This is a genomic window from Parahaliea aestuarii (assembly GCF_008064635.1).
Taxonomy (GTDB): Bacteria; Pseudomonadota; Gammaproteobacteria; order Pseudomonadales; family Halieaceae; genus Parahaliea; species Parahaliea aestuarii.
Genome location: NZ_VRYZ01000003.1, coordinates 490,373 through 506,898 on the forward strand (window position 1 = coordinate 490,373; position 16,526 = coordinate 506,898).

The 16,526-nt window shown below is 61.4% G+C and carries 15 protein-coding genes; 10 read left to right on the forward strand and 5 right to left on the reverse strand.

What is annotated here, in order from left to right; genetic code table 11:
• Positions 1–89: 89 nt before the first annotated feature.
• Positions 90–653, forward strand: coding sequence for a UbiX family flavin prenyltransferase (locus FVW59_RS09515; protein WP_148064007.1), 564 nt, complete (start codon positions 90–92; stop codon positions 651–653).
• 25 nt (positions 654–678) lie between these two features.
• On the forward strand, positions 679–1,842 hold the full coding sequence (locus FVW59_RS09520; protein ID WP_148064008.1) for an MFS transporter: 1,164 nt from the start codon (positions 679–681) through the stop codon (positions 1,840–1,842).
• Between the two features lie 15 nt (positions 1,843–1,857).
• Here the strand turns inward: FVW59_RS09520 and FVW59_RS09525 are convergent, their stop codons facing one another.
• The gene (locus tag FVW59_RS09525) at positions 1,858–2,892 is read right to left on the reverse strand and encodes a TapB family protein (protein ID WP_148064009.1); all 1,035 of its coding nucleotides are present in this window, start codon (positions 2,890–2,892) and stop codon (positions 1,858–1,860) included.
• Between the two features lie 231 nt (positions 2,893–3,123).
• Here FVW59_RS09525 and FVW59_RS09530 point away from each other — a divergent pair, with 231 nt between their 5' ends.
• On the forward strand, positions 3,124–3,888 hold the full coding sequence (locus FVW59_RS09530) for an SDR family oxidoreductase (protein WP_148064010.1): 765 nt from the start codon (positions 3,124–3,126) through the stop codon (positions 3,886–3,888).
• Positions 3,889–3,955: 67 nt separating this feature from the next.
• Here the strand turns inward: FVW59_RS09530 and FVW59_RS09535 are convergent, their stop codons facing one another.
• Entirely contained in the window at positions 3,956–4,684 is a 729-nt protein-coding gene (locus FVW59_RS09535; protein ID WP_148064011.1) for a cupin domain-containing protein, read from the reverse strand.
• A gap of 254 nt (positions 4,685–4,938) precedes the next feature.
• On the opposite strand from FVW59_RS09535, the gene FVW59_RS09540 reads away from it, so the two are divergent.
• Positions 4,939–5,889, forward strand: a complete 951-nt coding sequence (locus tag FVW59_RS09540) for a 2-hydroxyacid dehydrogenase (RefSeq protein ID WP_246139687.1) — start codon at positions 4,939–4,941, stop codon at positions 5,887–5,889.
• A 9-nt stretch (positions 5,890–5,898) separates the two neighbouring features.
• Here FVW59_RS09540 and FVW59_RS09545 read toward each other — a convergent pair whose 3' ends face one another.
• Complete coding sequence (locus FVW59_RS09545; protein WP_148064013.1) at positions 5,899–6,477, reverse strand: DUF4136 domain-containing protein; 579 nt, start codon at positions 6,475–6,477, stop codon at positions 5,899–5,901.
• Positions 6,478–6,630: 153 nt separating this feature from the next.
• Here FVW59_RS09545 and FVW59_RS09550 point away from each other — a divergent pair, with 153 nt between their 5' ends.
• A complete protein-coding gene (locus tag FVW59_RS09550; RefSeq protein WP_148064014.1) occupies positions 6,631–7,608 on the forward strand; it encodes a LysR family transcriptional regulator in 978 nt (325 codons plus the stop codon).
• A gap of 5 nt (positions 7,609–7,613) precedes the next feature.
• On the opposite strand, the gene FVW59_RS09555 is transcribed toward FVW59_RS09550, so the two are convergent.
• Positions 7,614–8,495, reverse strand: coding sequence for an AraC family transcriptional regulator (locus tag FVW59_RS09555; RefSeq protein WP_148064015.1), 882 nt, complete (start codon positions 8,493–8,495; stop codon positions 7,614–7,616).
• Between the two features lie 177 nt (positions 8,496–8,672).
• Between FVW59_RS09555 and FVW59_RS09560 the strand changes: the two genes are divergently transcribed.
• The 5 genes from FVW59_RS09560 to mmsB all read left to right on the forward strand — a co-directional run bounded on the left by FVW59_RS09560 (position 8,673) and on the right by mmsB (position 14,295).
• The gene (locus tag FVW59_RS09560) at positions 8,673–10,172 is read left to right on the forward strand and encodes a CoA-acylating methylmalonate-semialdehyde dehydrogenase (protein WP_148064016.1); all 1,500 of its coding nucleotides are present in this window, start codon (positions 8,673–8,675) and stop codon (positions 10,170–10,172) included.
• A 150-nt stretch (positions 10,173–10,322) separates the two neighbouring features.
• Positions 10,323–11,483, forward strand: coding sequence for an acyl-CoA dehydrogenase family protein (locus FVW59_RS09565; protein WP_148064017.1), 1,161 nt, complete (start codon positions 10,323–10,325; stop codon positions 11,481–11,483).
• Complete coding sequence (locus FVW59_RS09570; RefSeq protein ID WP_148064018.1) at positions 11,480–12,268, forward strand: enoyl-CoA hydratase; 789 nt, start codon at positions 11,480–11,482, stop codon at positions 12,266–12,268. The genes FVW59_RS09565 and FVW59_RS09570 overlap by 4 nt, the downstream gene beginning before the upstream one ends.
• A 9-nt stretch (positions 12,269–12,277) precedes the next feature.
• The gene (locus FVW59_RS09575) at positions 12,278–13,390 is read left to right on the forward strand and encodes an enoyl-CoA hydratase/isomerase family protein (RefSeq protein WP_148064019.1); all 1,113 of its coding nucleotides are present in this window, start codon (positions 12,278–12,280) and stop codon (positions 13,388–13,390) included.
• Between the two features lie 20 nt (positions 13,391–13,410).
• A complete protein-coding gene (mmsB, locus tag FVW59_RS09580; protein ID WP_148064020.1) occupies positions 13,411–14,295 on the forward strand; it encodes a 3-hydroxyisobutyrate dehydrogenase in 885 nt (294 codons plus the stop codon).
• Positions 14,296–15,515: 1,220 nt separating this feature from the next.
• On the opposite strand, the gene FVW59_RS09590 is transcribed toward mmsB, so the two are convergent.
• Positions 15,516–16,526, reverse strand: a 1,011-nt coding sequence (locus FVW59_RS09590) for an RHS repeat-associated core domain-containing protein (RefSeq protein ID WP_222711458.1), incomplete at its 5' end; no start/stop codon positions are given.

Here is a 16,526-nt window from a genome sequence, read left to right on the forward strand (position 1 = left end):
TGCCATAGCTTAACCCGCCGCGCCGCGGCGGTGAATTCACCGCGGTGGCCTGTTACAGTGCGCACATTCAAACAGGGCAGGGCAGCAACATGACGCAGCGCTTGATCGTCGGCATCAGTGGCGCCTCGGGCATCCTCTACGGGGTGCGCGCACTGGAGCTGCTGCGCACCGCCGGGGTCGAAACCCACCTGGTGATGTCTGCCTCGGCCCAGCTCACCGCCCACCACGAACTGGATATCAGCCTCGACACAGTGAAAGCCCTGGCCAGCGAAGTCCACGCGGTAAAGAACGTGGGCGCCTCCATCGCCAGCGGCTCCTTTCCCACCGGCGGCATGCTGATCGCTCCCTGTTCGGTGCGCACCATGTCCGAGATTGCCACCGGCGTAACCTCCAGTCTGCTGACCCGCGCCGCCGACGTGGTGCTGAAGGAGCGGCGCCGGCTGGTGCTGATGCTGCGGGAGACCCCCTTGCACACCGGTCATCTGCGTACCATGACCCAGTTGTCGGAGATGGGGGCGGTGATTGCGCCACCGGTTCCCGCCTTCTACACCCGCCCCGCTTCCATTGACGAGATGGTCACCCAGAGCGTGGGCCGGGCCCTGGATCTGTTCGGTCTGGAGCTGCCCGAGGTGGAGCGTTGGCGCGGTGACTGACACCGCAACCGCGGGCGGATAGACCATGCCCATCCTGTTCGGCGTGGTGCTGCTGGATCTGATCGGTTTCGGCATCGTCATCCCCATCCTGCCCTTCCTTTCGCCCCAGCTCGGGGCCAGCAAAATGGACATCGCCCTCATTATCGTCGCCTATGCCGCGGGGGCAGGCCTGTGCGGCGGTTTCTGGGGGCGGCTGTCGGATCGCATCGGTCGCAAGAAAGTAATCATGATCTGCCTCGCCGGGGCGGCGCTGGGCTACGTCATGCTCGGCCTCGCCAGCGAGCTGTGGATGGTCTACGCCGCGCGCGCGTTCGCCGGGTTGATGGCGGGCAATTTCGGGGTGGCCTCGGCCATGGTGGCGGACCTCACCCGTCCCGACCAGCGCGCCAGGGGCATGGGCATGATCGGTGCCGCCTGGGGGCTGGGGATTATGCTCGGCCCTTTCCTCGGTGGCCTGCTGGCCGGTAACAGCGGCGACTTTACCCTGCCCTGTATCGCCGCGGGTGTGATGTCGACCCTGGCGATTGTGGCGGCGGCGGTGTTCCTGCCGGAATCGGTCAGCGCCGCGAATCGCGCTGCCAACCGGGAAAAGCAGCGCACCGGGGGCAGTGGCGGCAGCCTGGCCATGCTGAAGGCGACCGGCAACCGCCTGCTCGCATTGCAGTATGCCCTGCACAACAGTGTGGCCAGCGGTTTTACCTACCTGGTGCCCCTGTGGACCGGCGACCTGCTGGGCTGGGGCGCGCGGGAAGTGGGCATGCTGTTCGGCGCCCAGGGCGCGATTATGGTGGTGCTGCAGGCGGGACTGCTCGGCCCGCTGGTGCGCCTGCTGGGGGAGTGGCGTTTGCTGCGCCTGATGATTGGCCTGTTCCTGACCGGCGTGCTGGTGGCCCTGTTCGCCCGCGGCCCGGTAGCAATGTCTGCGGCGGTGTTTATCGCCATGTCCGGCGGCACCCTGTGTATGCCGCTGCTCAATACCATTGCCAGCCAGCGCACGCCGCTGGAGCTGCGCGGGGAGATGCTCGGCACCACCAGCGCCGCCGCTTCCTGGGGCCGGGTCTGCGGCCCCCTGATGGGCGGTGTCGGTTTGGCCCTGTTCGGCTATACCGGCGGCTGGATCGCCTGCGCGCTGGTGCTGTGTGCCTACTTCAGCTGGGCCTGGTGTGCCGGGCCGCGGAAAAAGATCTGAAGCGGGCCAGGCGTATCAGATATTCGCACCATTGATGCTGGCTGAAACCAGCACATTGCTGGCAGTCCCCTCAGTGGACTTCAGGAACATGCCGCTGTCCACCGCAAACCACTCGTTGATGGTGCTGACAACACTGTCAGCGGTACTGTCTGTGCGGAAGCGGCAGGCCTGGTAAGTGCCTGCGGGAACGGTCACTGACTCAATGCCGAGAAAGGTGGTTTGCAGTGTCACGGAGGTCGAGGTCTTGTTGTCGAACCCCATGATTTTGGTGGAGACGTTGACCGTGTAGTTCTGCTGGTAGGACTGCCCGGCCGTCAGGTCGTATCGTTGCAGCCGGTGGGGTGCCAGTTCGATTTCAGACAGCGAGGAGCGCGGTGTAAAACTCTCAACATGGGTGCCATAGACAAGGCTCCGATGGCTCTCAGGCTTGACCTCGAAATACTGCTCGGAGCGCGAGGTAGACGGGGCCGCGCCGGTAGCGGTGGTGTTCGACACGGCCTTGAGCACGGAACGGCCTTTGTAGCTGCCGGTGGAGATCACCTGGTCGTAGGATTCGTTGACGACTTCACCCCCGCTGCTGGTGCTGCGGTAGCTTGCCACGATGGTGGTGTCCAGTGCGCCGAGGTCAGGATTGAAGCAGCGGCGGGCATCACCCGTGCCTGAGCCGGTATCTCCGTCCACCTCGCGGAACACCGCCTCCATGAAAAACACTTCATTCGGTTTGTCGAGGAAGCTCATCAGCACATTGTTGCCCGCAAATCCGGCGGTGCTAATGGCGCAGGCTGACTTGCTGCCACCGCAGAGTCCGCGCTGCCTCTTGCGCCAACCGGCGAATTCGTAGCCCTCGTCAGCCCGGGCAATAAAGGTTTCATCGAAGGTCAGATCGCTGACATCCACGGGTGAGCAGGACTGTCCGGCGCTGCAGTTGAAGCGCTTGGACTGGGTCGTGATGGATCCGCCTTCAGTCGAAGAAAGCTGGATCTTGCAGCCACTCAGGATCAGGGCGGGGGCGAGAAGCACCCATGGCGCGATGCGGGGACGGATTTTCATGATGGCGGTTTCTATTTATTCGGGACAGTTGGCAGATTATCGGTGGCTTGCAATATGGCCGCCAGAGCCCAACTGAGAACTGGCTCGCAATACCGGACTGTGCCACTGGCATCGCCTGATCCCGTGCCGGGTGACTTTCCCCCCCGGGGACGGGTATCATGCAGTTTCCAGCATACTCTAAGTTCAATAAAAAGCCCTGATAGTCAAAGTTCGGGCTGAGGGAGAAAGACGATGCCGACGACGCTTTTCGATTTAACTGGCAAGATTGCCCTGGTGAGCGGCGCCAGCCGCGGTATTGGCGAGGCCATTGCAAAATTGCTGGCGGAGCAGGGCGCCCACGTGATTGTATCCAGCCGCAAGCTGGATGATTGTCAGCGGGTGGCCGACGATATCGCCGCCGCCGGCGGCAGCGCGGAGGCCTTCCCCTGCCATGTGGGCAGCATGGAGGACATCGCCGCCATCTTCGCCCATATCCGCAATACCCATGGCCGGCTGGATATCTCGGTGAATAACGCGGCCACCAATCCGTATTTCGGTCACGTTCTAGACACCGACCTCGCCGCGTTCAGCAAAACAGTGGATGTGAATATCCGCGGCTACTTTTTCATGTCCGTCGAGGCGGGCAAGATCATGCGCGAGCAGGGTGGCGGTGCGATTGTGAATACCGCCTCCATCAATGCGCTGCAGCCGGGTGCCATGCAGGCCATCTATTCCATCACCAAGGCCGCCGTGGTCAACATGACCAAGGCCTTCGCCAAGGAATGCGGCGGGCTGGGGATTCGCTGCAATGCGCTGCTGCCGGGGCTGACCAAAACCAAGTTTGCCGGCGCCCTGTTCGATAACGAGGACATTTACAACCAGGTCAAGCAGCAGATACCAATGGGCCGCCACGCCGAGCCGGAAGAAATGGCCGGCACCGTCCTGTACCTGGTGTCCGATGCCAGCAGCTATACCAACGGCGAGTGCATCGTGGTGGACGGCGGTGTCACGCTCTAGCTGATTTTTCGGGAAGGGGCTGCCGGGTCGCTACTGTCCCGGCCAGCTCTCCCCGCCGGGGCCCGGCTTACTCCCCGATCGCCTGCGGCGTATCCCGGATTTCCGGGGCCTCCCTGAGGTAGGTGAAACCCCCTTCCTTGATATACAGCTCACAGTAGTCATCGCTGTTGGGGGTCAGCGCACCACCGGCCGGTATGCGCAGCCAGGTGTGGGTGCCGTACTCGCCGTGTGCATCGGCAAAACGGCCTTTCAGCACAAACAGCTCTGCCCCGCGGGGGAAATTGATCTGCCCCAGTTCGGCCGGGCTGTCCCAGGCCTCCAGCCGCATAAAATCCGTATAGGGTTCCTGGGCATAGAGCTTCTTCCACTGCACACTGCGGCGCACCGAACTCTGCCAGGGTTGATCCTGTGTCTGCATTGCAACTTTCTGTCGGTCCGCGCCGGGGAACTGGCGCAGCTTCACAAACAGGGTACAGCCCTGCTCTGACCAGGGCGCGTGGCGAAAGCCCTCCGGGTTCAGCAGGTAGCTGCCCGCTGGCCAGTCTCCCTGCTCGTCGGAGAACACGCCTTCCAGTACCAGAATCTCCTCACCCTGGGGGTGGTCGTGGCCGGGAAAGCGCGCGCCGGGCTCATAGCGGACCACTGAGGTGACCTGCCCTGACTCCGCCGCACCCACGCGATGGACACGCTTGCGCCACACATCGGCACCGGGGCTGGCGCTCCAGGGCATGGCCTGTGTAGCAACGACCACGCGCTGGCTGAGGTCGCCATTGATGGCCTGGTTTTCATTTGTCATCTTGCGGTAAACCTGTTGGATGCCGGGTCTGTTGCCCGGTAATGATATTTGGACTGCGGGGCCGCTGCGCGGTTCCCCCGGCAAGGAATAGGATCTACTTTTCAGCAGCATAGACCGGTGGAGGAGTTCTGCATAGGGGGCTTTGCCTGGCGCATGGCGAGTCGTCACCGCTGGCAAATGGATGAATTTCCAGCCAGCGCTATTGCCGTTAAATCACTTTGCGGTATTCTCAAAGCATGAGCAGAAAAATTTTTGTGACACACCAGCTCCCCGGTGAACGCATCCACCAGCTCGCGGAATTGTGCGACCTCAACCTGTGGATGGGCCCCGGCCTGCTGCCCCCCGATGCCCTGCGTGAAGAACTCCAGGACTGCCAGGGCCTGCTGTGCCTCCTCACCGACCGTATCAACTCCGACGTGCTGGCGCAGGCGCCGCACCTGGAATTCATCTCCAGCATGTCTGTGGGTGTGGATCATATCGACCTCGCCGCTGCCAGCGAACGCGGCATTGCCGTGGGCAATACCCCCGGCGTGCTGGTGGATACCACCGCCGACACCGCCTTTGCCCTGTTGCTGGCCGCGGCGCGCCGGGTCAGCGAGGCCGATCGCTTCGTGCGCCAGGGCAACTGGCGGCAGGAAAACGCCTGGGCGCCCGACTTCTTCACCGGCAAAGACGTGAGCGGAGCCACCCTGGGTATCGTTGGTCTCGGCGCCATCGGCTGCGCCGTGGCGAGGCGGGCCCGGGGTTTCGGCATGGAAGTACTGGGTTGGTCGCGCAGCAGTCGCGAAGTCGAAGGTGTGAAAGGGGTTTCCCTCGATGAACTGCTACTGCGCAGCGATTTTGTCAGCGTACATACCGCGCTGACGCCCGAGACCCACCACATGATAGATGCCGCCCGGATTGCCACCATGAAACCCGGCGCGGTGCTGGTGAATGCCGCTCGCGGCGGTATTGTCGATGAGGTCGCCCTGGCCGCGGCACTGGTGCGCGGAGACCTTTACGCAGCGGGGATCGATGTGTTCGAACGCGAGCCGATCGCCGACGACAACCCTCTTTTGCACCTGCCCAATGTGGTGCTCACGCCGCACATCGGCAGCGCCACTTCCCACACCCGGGCGCGCATGGCCGATCTGGCCGTAGACAACATTATTGCCGCCCTGCAGGGTGAGGCCATGCCCAACTGCGTTAACCCGGGCGTTTACTGAGCGGCGTTTTCAGTCGGCGTTCGGCAGCGGGCGCAGGCCGTGCCTGATGGCGGTGTTCACCGTCTTTTTCATCGCCTCGATGTCTGTCTGGTTGACCCGGTCGATGATCTTGGTAATCACTACGCGCCAGACCTCTTCCTTGCGCCCCACGTCATTGAATTGCAGGCCGATATTGCTGGTCTCCTTGACGCCGCCGAGTGCGATGGCATTGTCAATGGAGGCCTGGTCCATATTGCGATTGGGGATCTGGCCGGGGTAGGTGGAGATATTGCTGGCTGAGTCAGAGGTCTCGCCCATGCGCAGGCCCTCCGCGTAGACGTAGTCCACGCTGAACTGGGCGCGTGCCGGGTCGAGTACATACCCCTTGGCCTTCAACTCGCTGTCCACTGCTTTGCGCAATACCGGGTCGACCTGGTAGATCGGATCGGTGGAGCCACGGCGATTATCCAGCGGTTCGCTGCGCCATTTGTAGTAGAGGTAGTTGGCGGCCTCGAAGTTTGCCGTATCGTCAGGGCGGGTCTCCACACCGCTGCAGGCGGTGATGGACAGTGCCAGCAATGTGGCGAAAACAATACGGTTGAGCAGCATGGTGGGCCTCGTGTGTGCGCGTCAATCGGGCGGCTAAATGGTAGCAGTCGCACACCGGGCCGGCCACCGGATAGTTCGTAAAGTCGTGAAAAGCGGTGCAGGGCCGGGGGGGCTTTGATAGCATCGGCCCAAATAACTGATCACGGGCCCCGGATGATCTCCAGAAAGCTGATTCGCACCGATCTCAATCTGTTGGTGGCCCTGCAGATATTACTGGAAGAGCGCAATGTCACTCGCGCCGCCGAGCGCCTGTCGGTGTCCCAGCCCGCGCTGTCCAAAACCCTGCAGAAACTGCGTGAATCCTTCGACGACGAATTGTTCACTCGCACCGCCCACGGCCTGGTGCCGACGCCGCGGGCCGAGGCCCTGGCACAGCAGTTGCCGAATCTGCTGGAGAATGTGGAGCAGGTTCTGGGCAGTGACAGATTCAGCCCGGACACCTTTGTCGGTACTTTCAAACTGCTGTTGCCGCCGATTATCAGCGAAGGCCTTCTGCCCGGCCTGATGGCCGAATTACAGCAGGTGGCACCACAGGTTCAGGTTATCGCCGGCGAGGTGACGCCGGATTACCAGGAGCGCCTGAAAAAAGGGGAGGCGGACTTTGCCACCTTTGTGGCGAGCGAGACCGAACGCGATATTCTCGCCGAGCCGATCGAAGCTTTGCCGCCGCGCTGCTACATGGGGGTGGGGCACGCGCTGGCGGGGCGGGACTTCAACCTCAAGGAGTTCCTCAGTTACCCGCACCTGCGCCTCTATCTGCCCGGGCTGGCGCGCGAGAACACGTCCCTGGTCGACGATGTGTTGGGCCAGTACGGCGTCCATCGCACCATCGCCCTGGAGACCACCCAGTTCTCTGCGGCGGTTGGCGTACTGACGCACACCAACTCACTGCTGGTGGCCAATGCCGGCTTCGAGAACAGCGGCCTCTACCGGGACCTGATCGTCGGCTGCGAGTTGCCCCAGGAACTACAGCGCATGATTCGCAACACCTACAGCGACCACCGCGGCAAGATGTCCCTCATGCGTCACACCCGAACCTCTCGCAGTGCTGCCCACCAGTGGATGCGCGCCCTGCTGATGAAGCATCTGGCAAGCCGCACCCTGGAAGAGGGCGGCAGCGACGCCGCCTGATTACCCTATTTGCGCACAGAGCTGCGATAATCCCGCGGCGACAGCCCCATGGTCTTGCGAAACAGCCGGGAGAAGTACAGCGCATCGGCGTAGCCGACTTCCGCGGCGATCGCCTTTACGCTGAGATCGGAACTGTCCAGCAACTGGCAGGCGTACTCGATTTTCATGTGCAGGAAATGCTTGATCGGTGAGTAGCCGGTCAGGGCCTTGTAGCGCCCCGAGAAGTGAAACTTCGACAGGTGGGCAACGGCGGCGAGGTCATCCAGTTCCAGGCTCTGGTGGATGTTGTCCTGCATATAGGTCTGGATGGCCTCCAGGTTCAGCCCGGTGGGGTGGCTGGCCCGCTCGCGGTTGGCTTCCAGAGCAAACTGGGTGAAGAGGTGGCGCAACTGGTTGGCGGCGTTGATGAAGGCGCGGCTGCTGTAGCCGGTTTTGCCCACCGCCAGCAGGCTGTGGAAGCCCGCGGCCAGTGCCGGCGCCAGCCCCACTCGTACAACCGGCCGGCCATCGCGATAGCCCATGTATTCCGCAAACAGGCGCGAACTGACGCCCTGGAAATGCACCCAGTACAGGGTCCAGGGCTGGCTGCGCCCGGCGGTATAGCTGTGCGCCAGCCCCTGGGGCAAGACCATCAGGTCACCTGCGCCGATGGGGTAACGGGTGTCTCCCACTCGCAGTCGGCCCTCGCCTTCCACGCAGTACAGCAACAAATTGTCGTCGTGCCGCGGCCGGCGCATGCGATGGCCCCTCGCCTGCGGGTAGTAGCCCATGGCGGTGGGGTAACAGTCCCGGGTCAGGGGGTGGCGGTGCAGCTGCTCCAGCAGGAAGGCCGGGGTCAGCAGGCGCACGCCCTGAGGGGGAAGGGGCCATTGGGAGGGGGTGCTCATGGTTTGCGGGGGCCTCAATTTCTTGTTCTTGAAGTGTTTAGTCCTCAATCAGGCCTTATAGTGACCAGGTTTCAGCAATAAAGTCCATATGCTTCGCAATTTCGTCAATATCCCCTTTTCCGGCGACCTGCTACCTTTAAAACCTGACGATTCTGATAAACCCGCAGGTACGCAAACATGACACGCCAGGTCCCCCTGTTCATCAACGGTGAATTTGTCACCAGCGGCAGCAGCAACAAGCTGCCGGTTACCAACCCGGCCAACCAGCAGCTGCTGGCCGAGGTCCCCATGGCCACCGAGGCCGAAGTGGAAGCCGCCATCGCCAGCGCCAGTGAAGCCTTCAAGACCTGGCGCAATGTGCCGGTGGCCGAGCGCGGGCGCCTGATGATGCGCTACGTGGCGCTGCTGAAAGAGCACCACGATGAGTTGGGCGAGCTGCTGTCCCAGGACACTGGCAAGACCTTCGAAGATGCCAAGGGCGACGTGTGGCGTGGTATCGAGGTGGTCGAGCAGGCCGCCAACATCGGTGCCAACATGATGGGCGAGACGGTCGAAAATGTGGCCAACGGCATCGACACCTACAGCTACATCCAGCCCATCGGTGTCTGTGCCGGCATCACGCCGTTCAACTTCCCGGCCATGATTCCCCTGTGGATGTACCCGCTGGCCATCGCCGCCGGCAATACCTTCGTGCTCAAGCCCTCCGAACAGGACCCGCTGACCCCGGTGCGCCTGGTGGAGCTGTTCATCGAGGCCGGTGCCCCCAAAGGCGTGCTGAACATGGTGCACGGCGGCGCCGATGTGGTGAACCAGATTCTCACCCACAAGGACATTCAGGCCATCTCCTTCGTCGGCTCCTCCCGGGTGGGTGACCACATCTACCGCACCGGTACCGACGCCGGCAAGCGCGTGCAGTGCATGATGGGCGCCAAGAACCACATGGTGGTGATGCCCGATGCCGACAGGAATGCCACGCTCAATGCCCTGGTGGGCGCTTCCGTGGGCGCCGCCGGCCAGCGCTGCATGGCGATTTCCGTGGCGGTGTTCGTGGGCGAATCCAAAGAGTGGATCGGCGATCTCAGCGAGCGCATGGCCACTGCCCGCCCCGGCGCCTGGAACGACGCCGGCGCCAGTTACGGCCCGATCATTTCCCGCCCGGCCTATGAAAAAGTGCTGGGCCTGATCCAGAAAGGCAAAGATGAAGGCGCCACCTGTCTGCTGGACGGCAGCAACTGCGTGGTGGACGGCCTGCCCGACGGCAACTGGGTCGGCCCCACCCTGTTCACTGACGTCACCACCGAGATGGCCATCTACAACGAAGAGATTTTCGGCCCGGTGCTGTGCTGCATCACCGTCGATACCCTGGAAGAGGCCATTGAGCTGATCAACAACTGCCCCTACGGTAACGGCACCTCCATCTTCACCAATTCCGGCGGTGCGGCGCGCAAGTACCAGCACGAGATCCTGGTGGGCCAGGTGGGCATCAACATCCCGATTCCGGTGCCGCTGCCCTTCTTCTCTTTCACCGGCTGGCGCGGTTCCTTCCGCGGTGACCTGCACGCCTACGGCAAGCAGGCGGTGCGTTTCTACACCGAGACCAAGACCATCACCGCGCGCTGGACGCATTCGGAGGCGACCACCTCGAAGCAGCCGAATATGAGTATCAACCTGCGCTAGGGCATCGGCCATGCGGTTGGTCACCGCGTTGGTCGAATAAATTCAACCCTACAGCGTGGCAAATCGGCCCCCTGAAGGGCCGGATTCATCCGGCCCATGCCGCTGCCATCCTGCAGGGTGCCCGTCAACAATAAATGGAGGTCCCCGACCTTGGACTTTTCCCTGAGCGACGACCAGAAGGCCTTTGTAGAGAGCGCCCGCGCCTTCAGCGAGGGCGCTCTGGCGCCGATGGCGGCGGAGTGGGATGCAACATCGCACTTCCCCAAGGATATCCTTGCCCAGGCCGGTGAACTCGGCTTTATGGGCATGTACACGCCCGAGGATGCCGGCGGCCTCGGCATGGGGCGGCTCGACGCCAGCCTGATCGTGGAGGAGCTGGCGAAGGGCTGCACCACCACCGCCGCCTTCCTCACCATCCACAACATGGCCACCAGCATGATCGGCAAGTACGGTAGCCCGGCCCTGATCGATGCCTGGTGCCCGGACCTGGTAACGGGCGCGAAGCTGGCGTCTTACTGCCTGACCGAGCCGGGCGCCGGCTCCGATGCCGCGTCACTGCGCACCACCGCGACCCGCGACGGCGATGATTACGTGGTCAACGGCAGCAAGGTGTTCATTTCCGGCGCCGGCGAGACCGACGCCCTGGTGGTGATGCTGCGCACCGGCGACGCCGGGCCGAAGGGCATCAGCACCCTGCTGATTCCGGCGGATGCCGAGGGCGTGAGCTACGGCAAGAAGGAAGAAAAGATGGGCTGGAACGCCCAGCCCACCCGCATGATCAGTTTCGACAACGTGCGGGTGCCGGTGGGCAACCGCCTCGGCGCCGAAGGCCAGGGCTTTGCCATCGCGATGGAAGGGCTGGACGGCGGTCGCATCAATATCGCCACCTGCAGCGTGGGCACTGCCCAGCAGGCGCTGGAAGAGGCCGCCGCCTATGTGCAGGAGCGCAAGCAGTTCGGCAGTGAAATCGCCGCCTTCCAGAACACCCAGTTCAAGCTGGCCGACATGCTCACCGAGCTGGTGGCGGCGCGGCAGATGGTGCGACTGGCGGCCTTCAAACTCGACAGCGGCGACAGCCAGGCCTCCACCTACTGCGCCATGGCCAAACGCTTCGCCACCGATGCCGGCTTCGCTATCTGCAACGATGCCCTGCAACTGCTGGGAGGCTATGGTTATATCCGCGAGTACCCGATGGAGCGGCACGTCCGCGACACCCGGGTGCACCAGATACTGGAAGGCACCAACGAAATCATGCGCGTGATCATCTCGCGCAAACTGTTAATGGAAGGCGCACTGGAGGTTATTAAATGAGCTTGAGCACTTCGGACAAAATCAAGGTGGAACTTCGCGGTCACACGGCATTGGTGACGGTCGATAACCCCGCCGCCAACACCTGGGACACCGAGAGCCTACCGGCCCTCAAGGCGCTGGTGGAAAAGCTCAACGGCGAGGCTGATATCTACGCCCTGGTGCTGACCGGTGCCGGTGAAAAGTTCTTCTCCGCCGGCGCCGACCTGAAAATTTTCGCCGATGGCGACCCGGCGAAAGCCGATGAAATGGCGCGCTACTTTGGCGAGGCCTTCGAAACCCTGGCGGACTTCCGCGGTGTCTCCATAGCCGCGATCAATGGTTTCGCCATGGGCGGCGGCCTGGAAGTTGCCCTGGCCTGCGACATTCGTATTGCCGAAGAGCAGGCGCAGATGGCGCTGCCGGAAGCGAAGGTCGGCCTGCTGCCCTGTGCCGGTGGCACCCAGCGCCTGTCCTGGCTGGTGGGCGAAGGTTGGGCCAAGCGCATGATTCTCTGCGGCGAACGCATCAATGCCGCCACTGCCGAAAAGATCGGCCTGGTGGAAGAAGTGGTCGGCAAGGGCGAGGCGCTGGAAAAAGCCCTGGCGCTGGCGGAGCAGGTGGGCGAGCAGAGCCCGTCCTCCATCGGCCGCTGCAAGACCCTGATCCACAGCGCCCGCGACAAGGCCATCGGCGATGGTCTGGCCGGGGAACGCGAACTGTTCGTGGAGCTGTTCTCCACCGAGGACCAGCGCGAGGGCGTCAACGCCTTCCTGGAAAAACGCAAAGCCGAGTGGAAAAACCGCTAAGGACAGCTTATGAGTGACGCAGCCGTACTGTTTGATGAAGTGCCCGCAAAGGCGGGCCGTATCGGCCGGGTGACACTGAATGTGCCCGGCACCCTGAATTCCCTCACCCTGGACATGGTCGACCTGCTACAGGCGCAACTGGATGCCTGGGCGACGGATGACGACATCGCCGCGGTGTTTATCGAGGGCAGCGGCGAGAAGGCCTTTTGTGCCGGCGGCGACGTGCAGGCCCTGCATCGCTCGGCGGTAGAGCAGCCCGGTGGCCCCTGCGACTACGCGGAGAATTTTTTCGCCCGCGAGTACCGTATGAACTACACCCTGCACACCTATGCCAAGCCGATTGTGTGCTGGGGGCACGGTATTGTGATGGGCGGCGGCCTCGGCGTGATGGCTGGCTGCAATCACCGGATTGTGACGGAAGCCACCCGTATCGCCATGCCCGAGGTGACCATCGCCCTGTTCCCCGATGTCGGCGGCAGCTGGTTCCTCAACCACATGCCGGGCCAGGCGGGTCGCTTCCTGGCCCTGACGGGTGCGTCCATCAACGCCGCCGATGCCATCTACACCGGGCTGGCGGATCGCTTTATCGCCAGTGAGCACAAGGGCGCGGTGCTGGAGTCCCTACTGCAACAGGGCTGGACCCTCGACCCCGCGGAAAACCATGCCCTGGTGCGGCACTGCCTCCGTCCCTTTGCCGAGCGCAGCCTGGGCAGCGTGCCCGCGGCCCAGGTGGAGCCGCACATGGCTACCATCAACCGCCTCTGTGACGGCGACAGCGTGCACGAAGTGATCGATAACATCATCGGCCAGCAGACCGACGACCCCTGGCTGGCCCGCGCCCGCGACAGCCTGGCTCACGGTTCCAAGCTGGCGGCGCTGTGGATTGACCGGCAGTTGTGGGAGACCCGTCACGCCTCGCTGAAAGAGGTGTTCCAGGCCGAGATCCAGCTCGCCACCAACGTGGTGCGCTATCCCGAGTTTGCCGAAGGCGTGCGCGCCCTGCTGATCGACAAGGATCGCAATCCCGCCTGGCAGTTCGAACATTCGCGCGCTGTGCCGGATGAAGTGCTGGACGGATTTTTTCGTGCCCCCTGGGATGCCAATCCCCTGGCCAACCTGTAATTCGCTGAAGGAAACAAGTCATGGCAAATGTCGCATTCATTGGCCTCGGTAATATGGGCGGGCCGATGGCCGCCAACCTGCTGAAGGCGGGCCACCGCGTTACCGTGTTCGACCTGTCGGCCGACGCCTGCAAGGTACTGGCCGATGCCGGTGCCAGCGTGGCGGGCAGCGCCCGCGAGGCGGCGCAGGGCGTGGACTATGTCATCAGCATGCTGCCGGCCGGCAAGCACGTGGCCGGTCTCTATCTCGGCGCCGAGGGTCTGTTGGCGCAGCTCAACGCCAGTACCACCGTACTGGACTGCTCCACCATTGATGCCGCCACCGCCCGCGAAGTCGGCGAGGCGGCGCAGGCTGCCGGCATCGGTTTCATGGACTCACCGGTATCCGGTGGGGTGGCTGCGGCCGCGGCGGGCACACTGGCCTTTATGTGCGGCGGGCCGGAAGCGGTATTCCCGAAAGCGCAGGCCATCCTCGCCGACATGGGCAGGAACATCTTCCACGCCGGCCCCGCCGGCGCCGGCCAGGTGGCCAAGGGCTGCAACAACATGCTGCTGGCCATCCACATGATCGGCACCTGCGAGGCGCTGGAGATGGGGGCGCGCAACGGCCTCGACCCGAAAGTGCTGTCGGAAATCATGCTCGCCAGCTCCGGTCGCAACTGGTCCCTGGAGGTCTACAACCCCTACCCGGGAGTGATGGAAAGCGCCCCGGCCAGCAAGGACTACAAGCCGGGTTTCATGGTTGACCTGATGGTGAAGGACCTCGGCCTGGCCCTGGACATTGCCGAACAGTGCGAGTTCGAGAATCCCATGGGGCAACTGGCGCGTACCCTGTACAGCGAGCACCAGCAGGCCGGCAATGGCAGCCTCGATTTTTCCAGTATCCTGCAAAAACTGAAGGGCTAGCAGGCCTGTCGCCGCGTCGAAGTCGATGATGCTTTAGGGCTATCGGAACAGACCGAAGTTCAGGCACGCACTCCTTCCAACGACCGAATATGTCGGTAATATGGCCGAAAATATCGGTCATTAAGTGGCGTCGTGATAGAGGCCATAGTCGGAAGTGAAGGAGCTGAGCGGGTACTCCTGTTCCTGACCGCACGAGGGAGCGGTCACCCGCGGGAAATTGCCACATGCTGGTCGCTGGATGTCAGTACCGTCCAGAACCATCTGTTGCGCATGGAGCGCGACGGCCTGCTGGTCAGTCGCAAAGTAGGGCGCACCCGGGTGTTTGAGTTTATTCCACGTTACTTATTCGTTGATGAAATAAAGGTACTGCTGACCAAAGCTCTGACACAGCTACCAACCGATGTACTGGATCGGCTAACGCTCCAGCGCGCCCGCCCACGACGCGCCAGAAAACCATTGTGAGTATGCGGTTGGAGGCCTGAGCTCAAGAGTTGGTATGTAGGCGAGGAGTACTAAATCGGATCAATAAACCAGAGGTTTATTCCAGCAGCTTGGTCCTCAATGCGGGCCTCTTGTACTGCTCAGCGGCCAACTAAATTTAGGTGTCCTGCTTCCACAGAACCAATCGCCCCATAGACAAATCGTAAAGTTGACCGTTCACCTGAACGGGTGTCATTATGATTAAGATATCAGCACTGGATGTTCCCTAAAAAACAGGGATTGCCCGAGTAAGCGAGGATCCCAGCATTTCTCCTCCGACACATTTGGCCTGCCGGCGATTCATACCGGGATTCGAGCGTTGTCGTAGGCCCATGCCTCAAGTAGGAAAATTGAAAATACTAGAGTCGTAACTATCAACGAAAAGCAATGTGAACTCATCTGCTCGCGAGCACTCTTCGCAGAAAAATCCCTCAATATTGATTTCCATTTCCCACTAAATAAGAAGTAGGAGAAGTTCAGAGCAGCAATCAAAAATGCAGGCCAAGTTATCTTTATCACCCCTGGAACCCAATCGAGACCCTGTAGTGCCGAAATTATAGAATAACCATGCCTTTGCATCTCTAGCTCTAATGACATGAATAGGAATGTCGAAACAAAACATATGTACGAGATTGCCCATATGTGAGGACTCGTCCTCCTACCACCCCACTTGCCAGACGCAAACTCGTGGTAGCTGAAAAAAAGCATTTTGTAGGGTGACATCAACATTCTGGACTCTTTCATTGATACATGTAGTCAATCGCCTCTCGGAGATTATCGTACCGTTGTGCAGGAGATATCGTCGGTTGAGGTCCGATCTTAATTGCAGCATCCAACATTCTCGGACCGATATAGGGAGTTATTGCCTGTGTTGCCCCTACAAGGGGAAATCGTACGCCAACACCAACCGCTCCGACATCAAAGAGCATTCTGTTAAACGTGCCCCCGGATAAGTAGTTATCAAGAATAATTAGAGCATCAACAGAAAGCGCGGCAGGAGTCAGGCCAAAGAGTTTTGCGGCATTTGCTCCCTTGGCCATATCACGCATTACTACATGCTGATTCCCTTTGAATGTCCCCATTGGGGAGTATGAAACACGCATTTTGGAAGTTATGCCAACTCTGCCAGGTTTAGCGTCGATGATTCCGTCAGCAATTACTCCGGCCGTAGCGAATCCAGCCGATGCCGCTTCAACTTGACTACGTCCCTCACCCTCCAAAAGGGAGTTAGAAGAAGGGCTAACGTTAGTTTTGTCCACGTTATAAGAAGGACTGGGTGATGCATCAGAAGTCATATTTTCTCTAGACCTCTGTCCACCAACCGCACCTCCAGGTATGTCTGTGCCGGCCACTTCATTGAACCCAGCTGACTGGGCTGCTCCAGTGATGCCATTGCTTACGGCCTGTTGTTCGCTAGCCAAGCCACCATCAAGGTGAATAGTAGTTGAAGTGCCATTATCAGTTTGGGTGGTCGACGTTGTGACAGTGACTTCCCGCTGTATACGCGAGCCGGTTTTTTCTACACGAACTACCTTTTTCTCAATGTCTTCCTTCACATAGCCTGTAGGGTCCACGCCACTTAAGGGATTGTTCAAGACATAGCTGTAAGGGTTAATCGCCTGGCTGCGTATACCGCTGAAGTCTGCCACCCATTCCATTTGAAGGCTGCCACCCGGACCGGAGCAAAGCTGCCACCCATCGGAGCGTAGCGACGCGGGGTTTGCATTGTTACTCGGAAGCCGTGGTGTCCG

Bases quoted from the DNA above. Each gene is read 5' to 3' on its own strand.
- FVW59_RS09520 (WP_148064008.1), top strand. From the start codon at position 679: ATGCCCATCCTGTTCGGCGTGGTGCTGCTGGATCTGATCGGTTTCGGC.
- FVW59_RS09550 (WP_148064014.1), top strand. From the start codon at position 6,631: ATGATCTCCAGAAAGCTGATTCGCACCGATCTCAATCTGTTGGTGGCC.
- FVW59_RS09560 (WP_148064016.1), top strand. From the start codon at position 8,673: ATGACACGCCAGGTCCCCCTGTTCATCAACGGTGAATTTGTCACCAGC.
- mmsB (WP_148064020.1), top strand. From the start codon at position 13,411: ATGGCAAATGTCGCATTCATTGGCCTCGGTAATATGGGCGGGCCGATG.
- FVW59_RS09555 (WP_148064015.1), bottom strand. From the start codon at position 8,495: ATGAGCACCCCCTCCCAATGGCCCCTTCCCCCTCAGGGCGTGCGCCTG.
- FVW59_RS09570 (WP_148064018.1), top strand. From the start codon at position 11,480: ATGAGCTTGAGCACTTCGGACAAAATCAAGGTGGAACTTCGCGGTCAC.
- FVW59_RS09530 (WP_148064010.1), top strand. From the start codon at position 3,124: ATGCCGACGACGCTTTTCGATTTAACTGGCAAGATTGCCCTGGTGAGC.
- FVW59_RS09545 (WP_148064013.1), bottom strand. From the start codon at position 6,477: ATGCTGCTCAACCGTATTGTTTTCGCCACATTGCTGGCACTGTCCATC.
- FVW59_RS09575 (WP_148064019.1), top strand. From the start codon at position 12,278: ATGAGTGACGCAGCCGTACTGTTTGATGAAGTGCCCGCAAAGGCGGGC.
- FVW59_RS09535 (WP_148064011.1), bottom strand. From the start codon at position 4,684: ATGACAAATGAAAACCAGGCCATCAATGGCGACCTCAGCCAGCGCGTG.
- FVW59_RS09515 (WP_148064007.1), top strand. From the start codon at position 90: ATGACGCAGCGCTTGATCGTCGGCATCAGTGGCGCCTCGGGCATCCTC.
- FVW59_RS09525 (WP_148064009.1), bottom strand. From the start codon at position 2,892: ATGAAAATCCGTCCCCGCATCGCGCCATGGGTGCTTCTCGCCCCCGCC.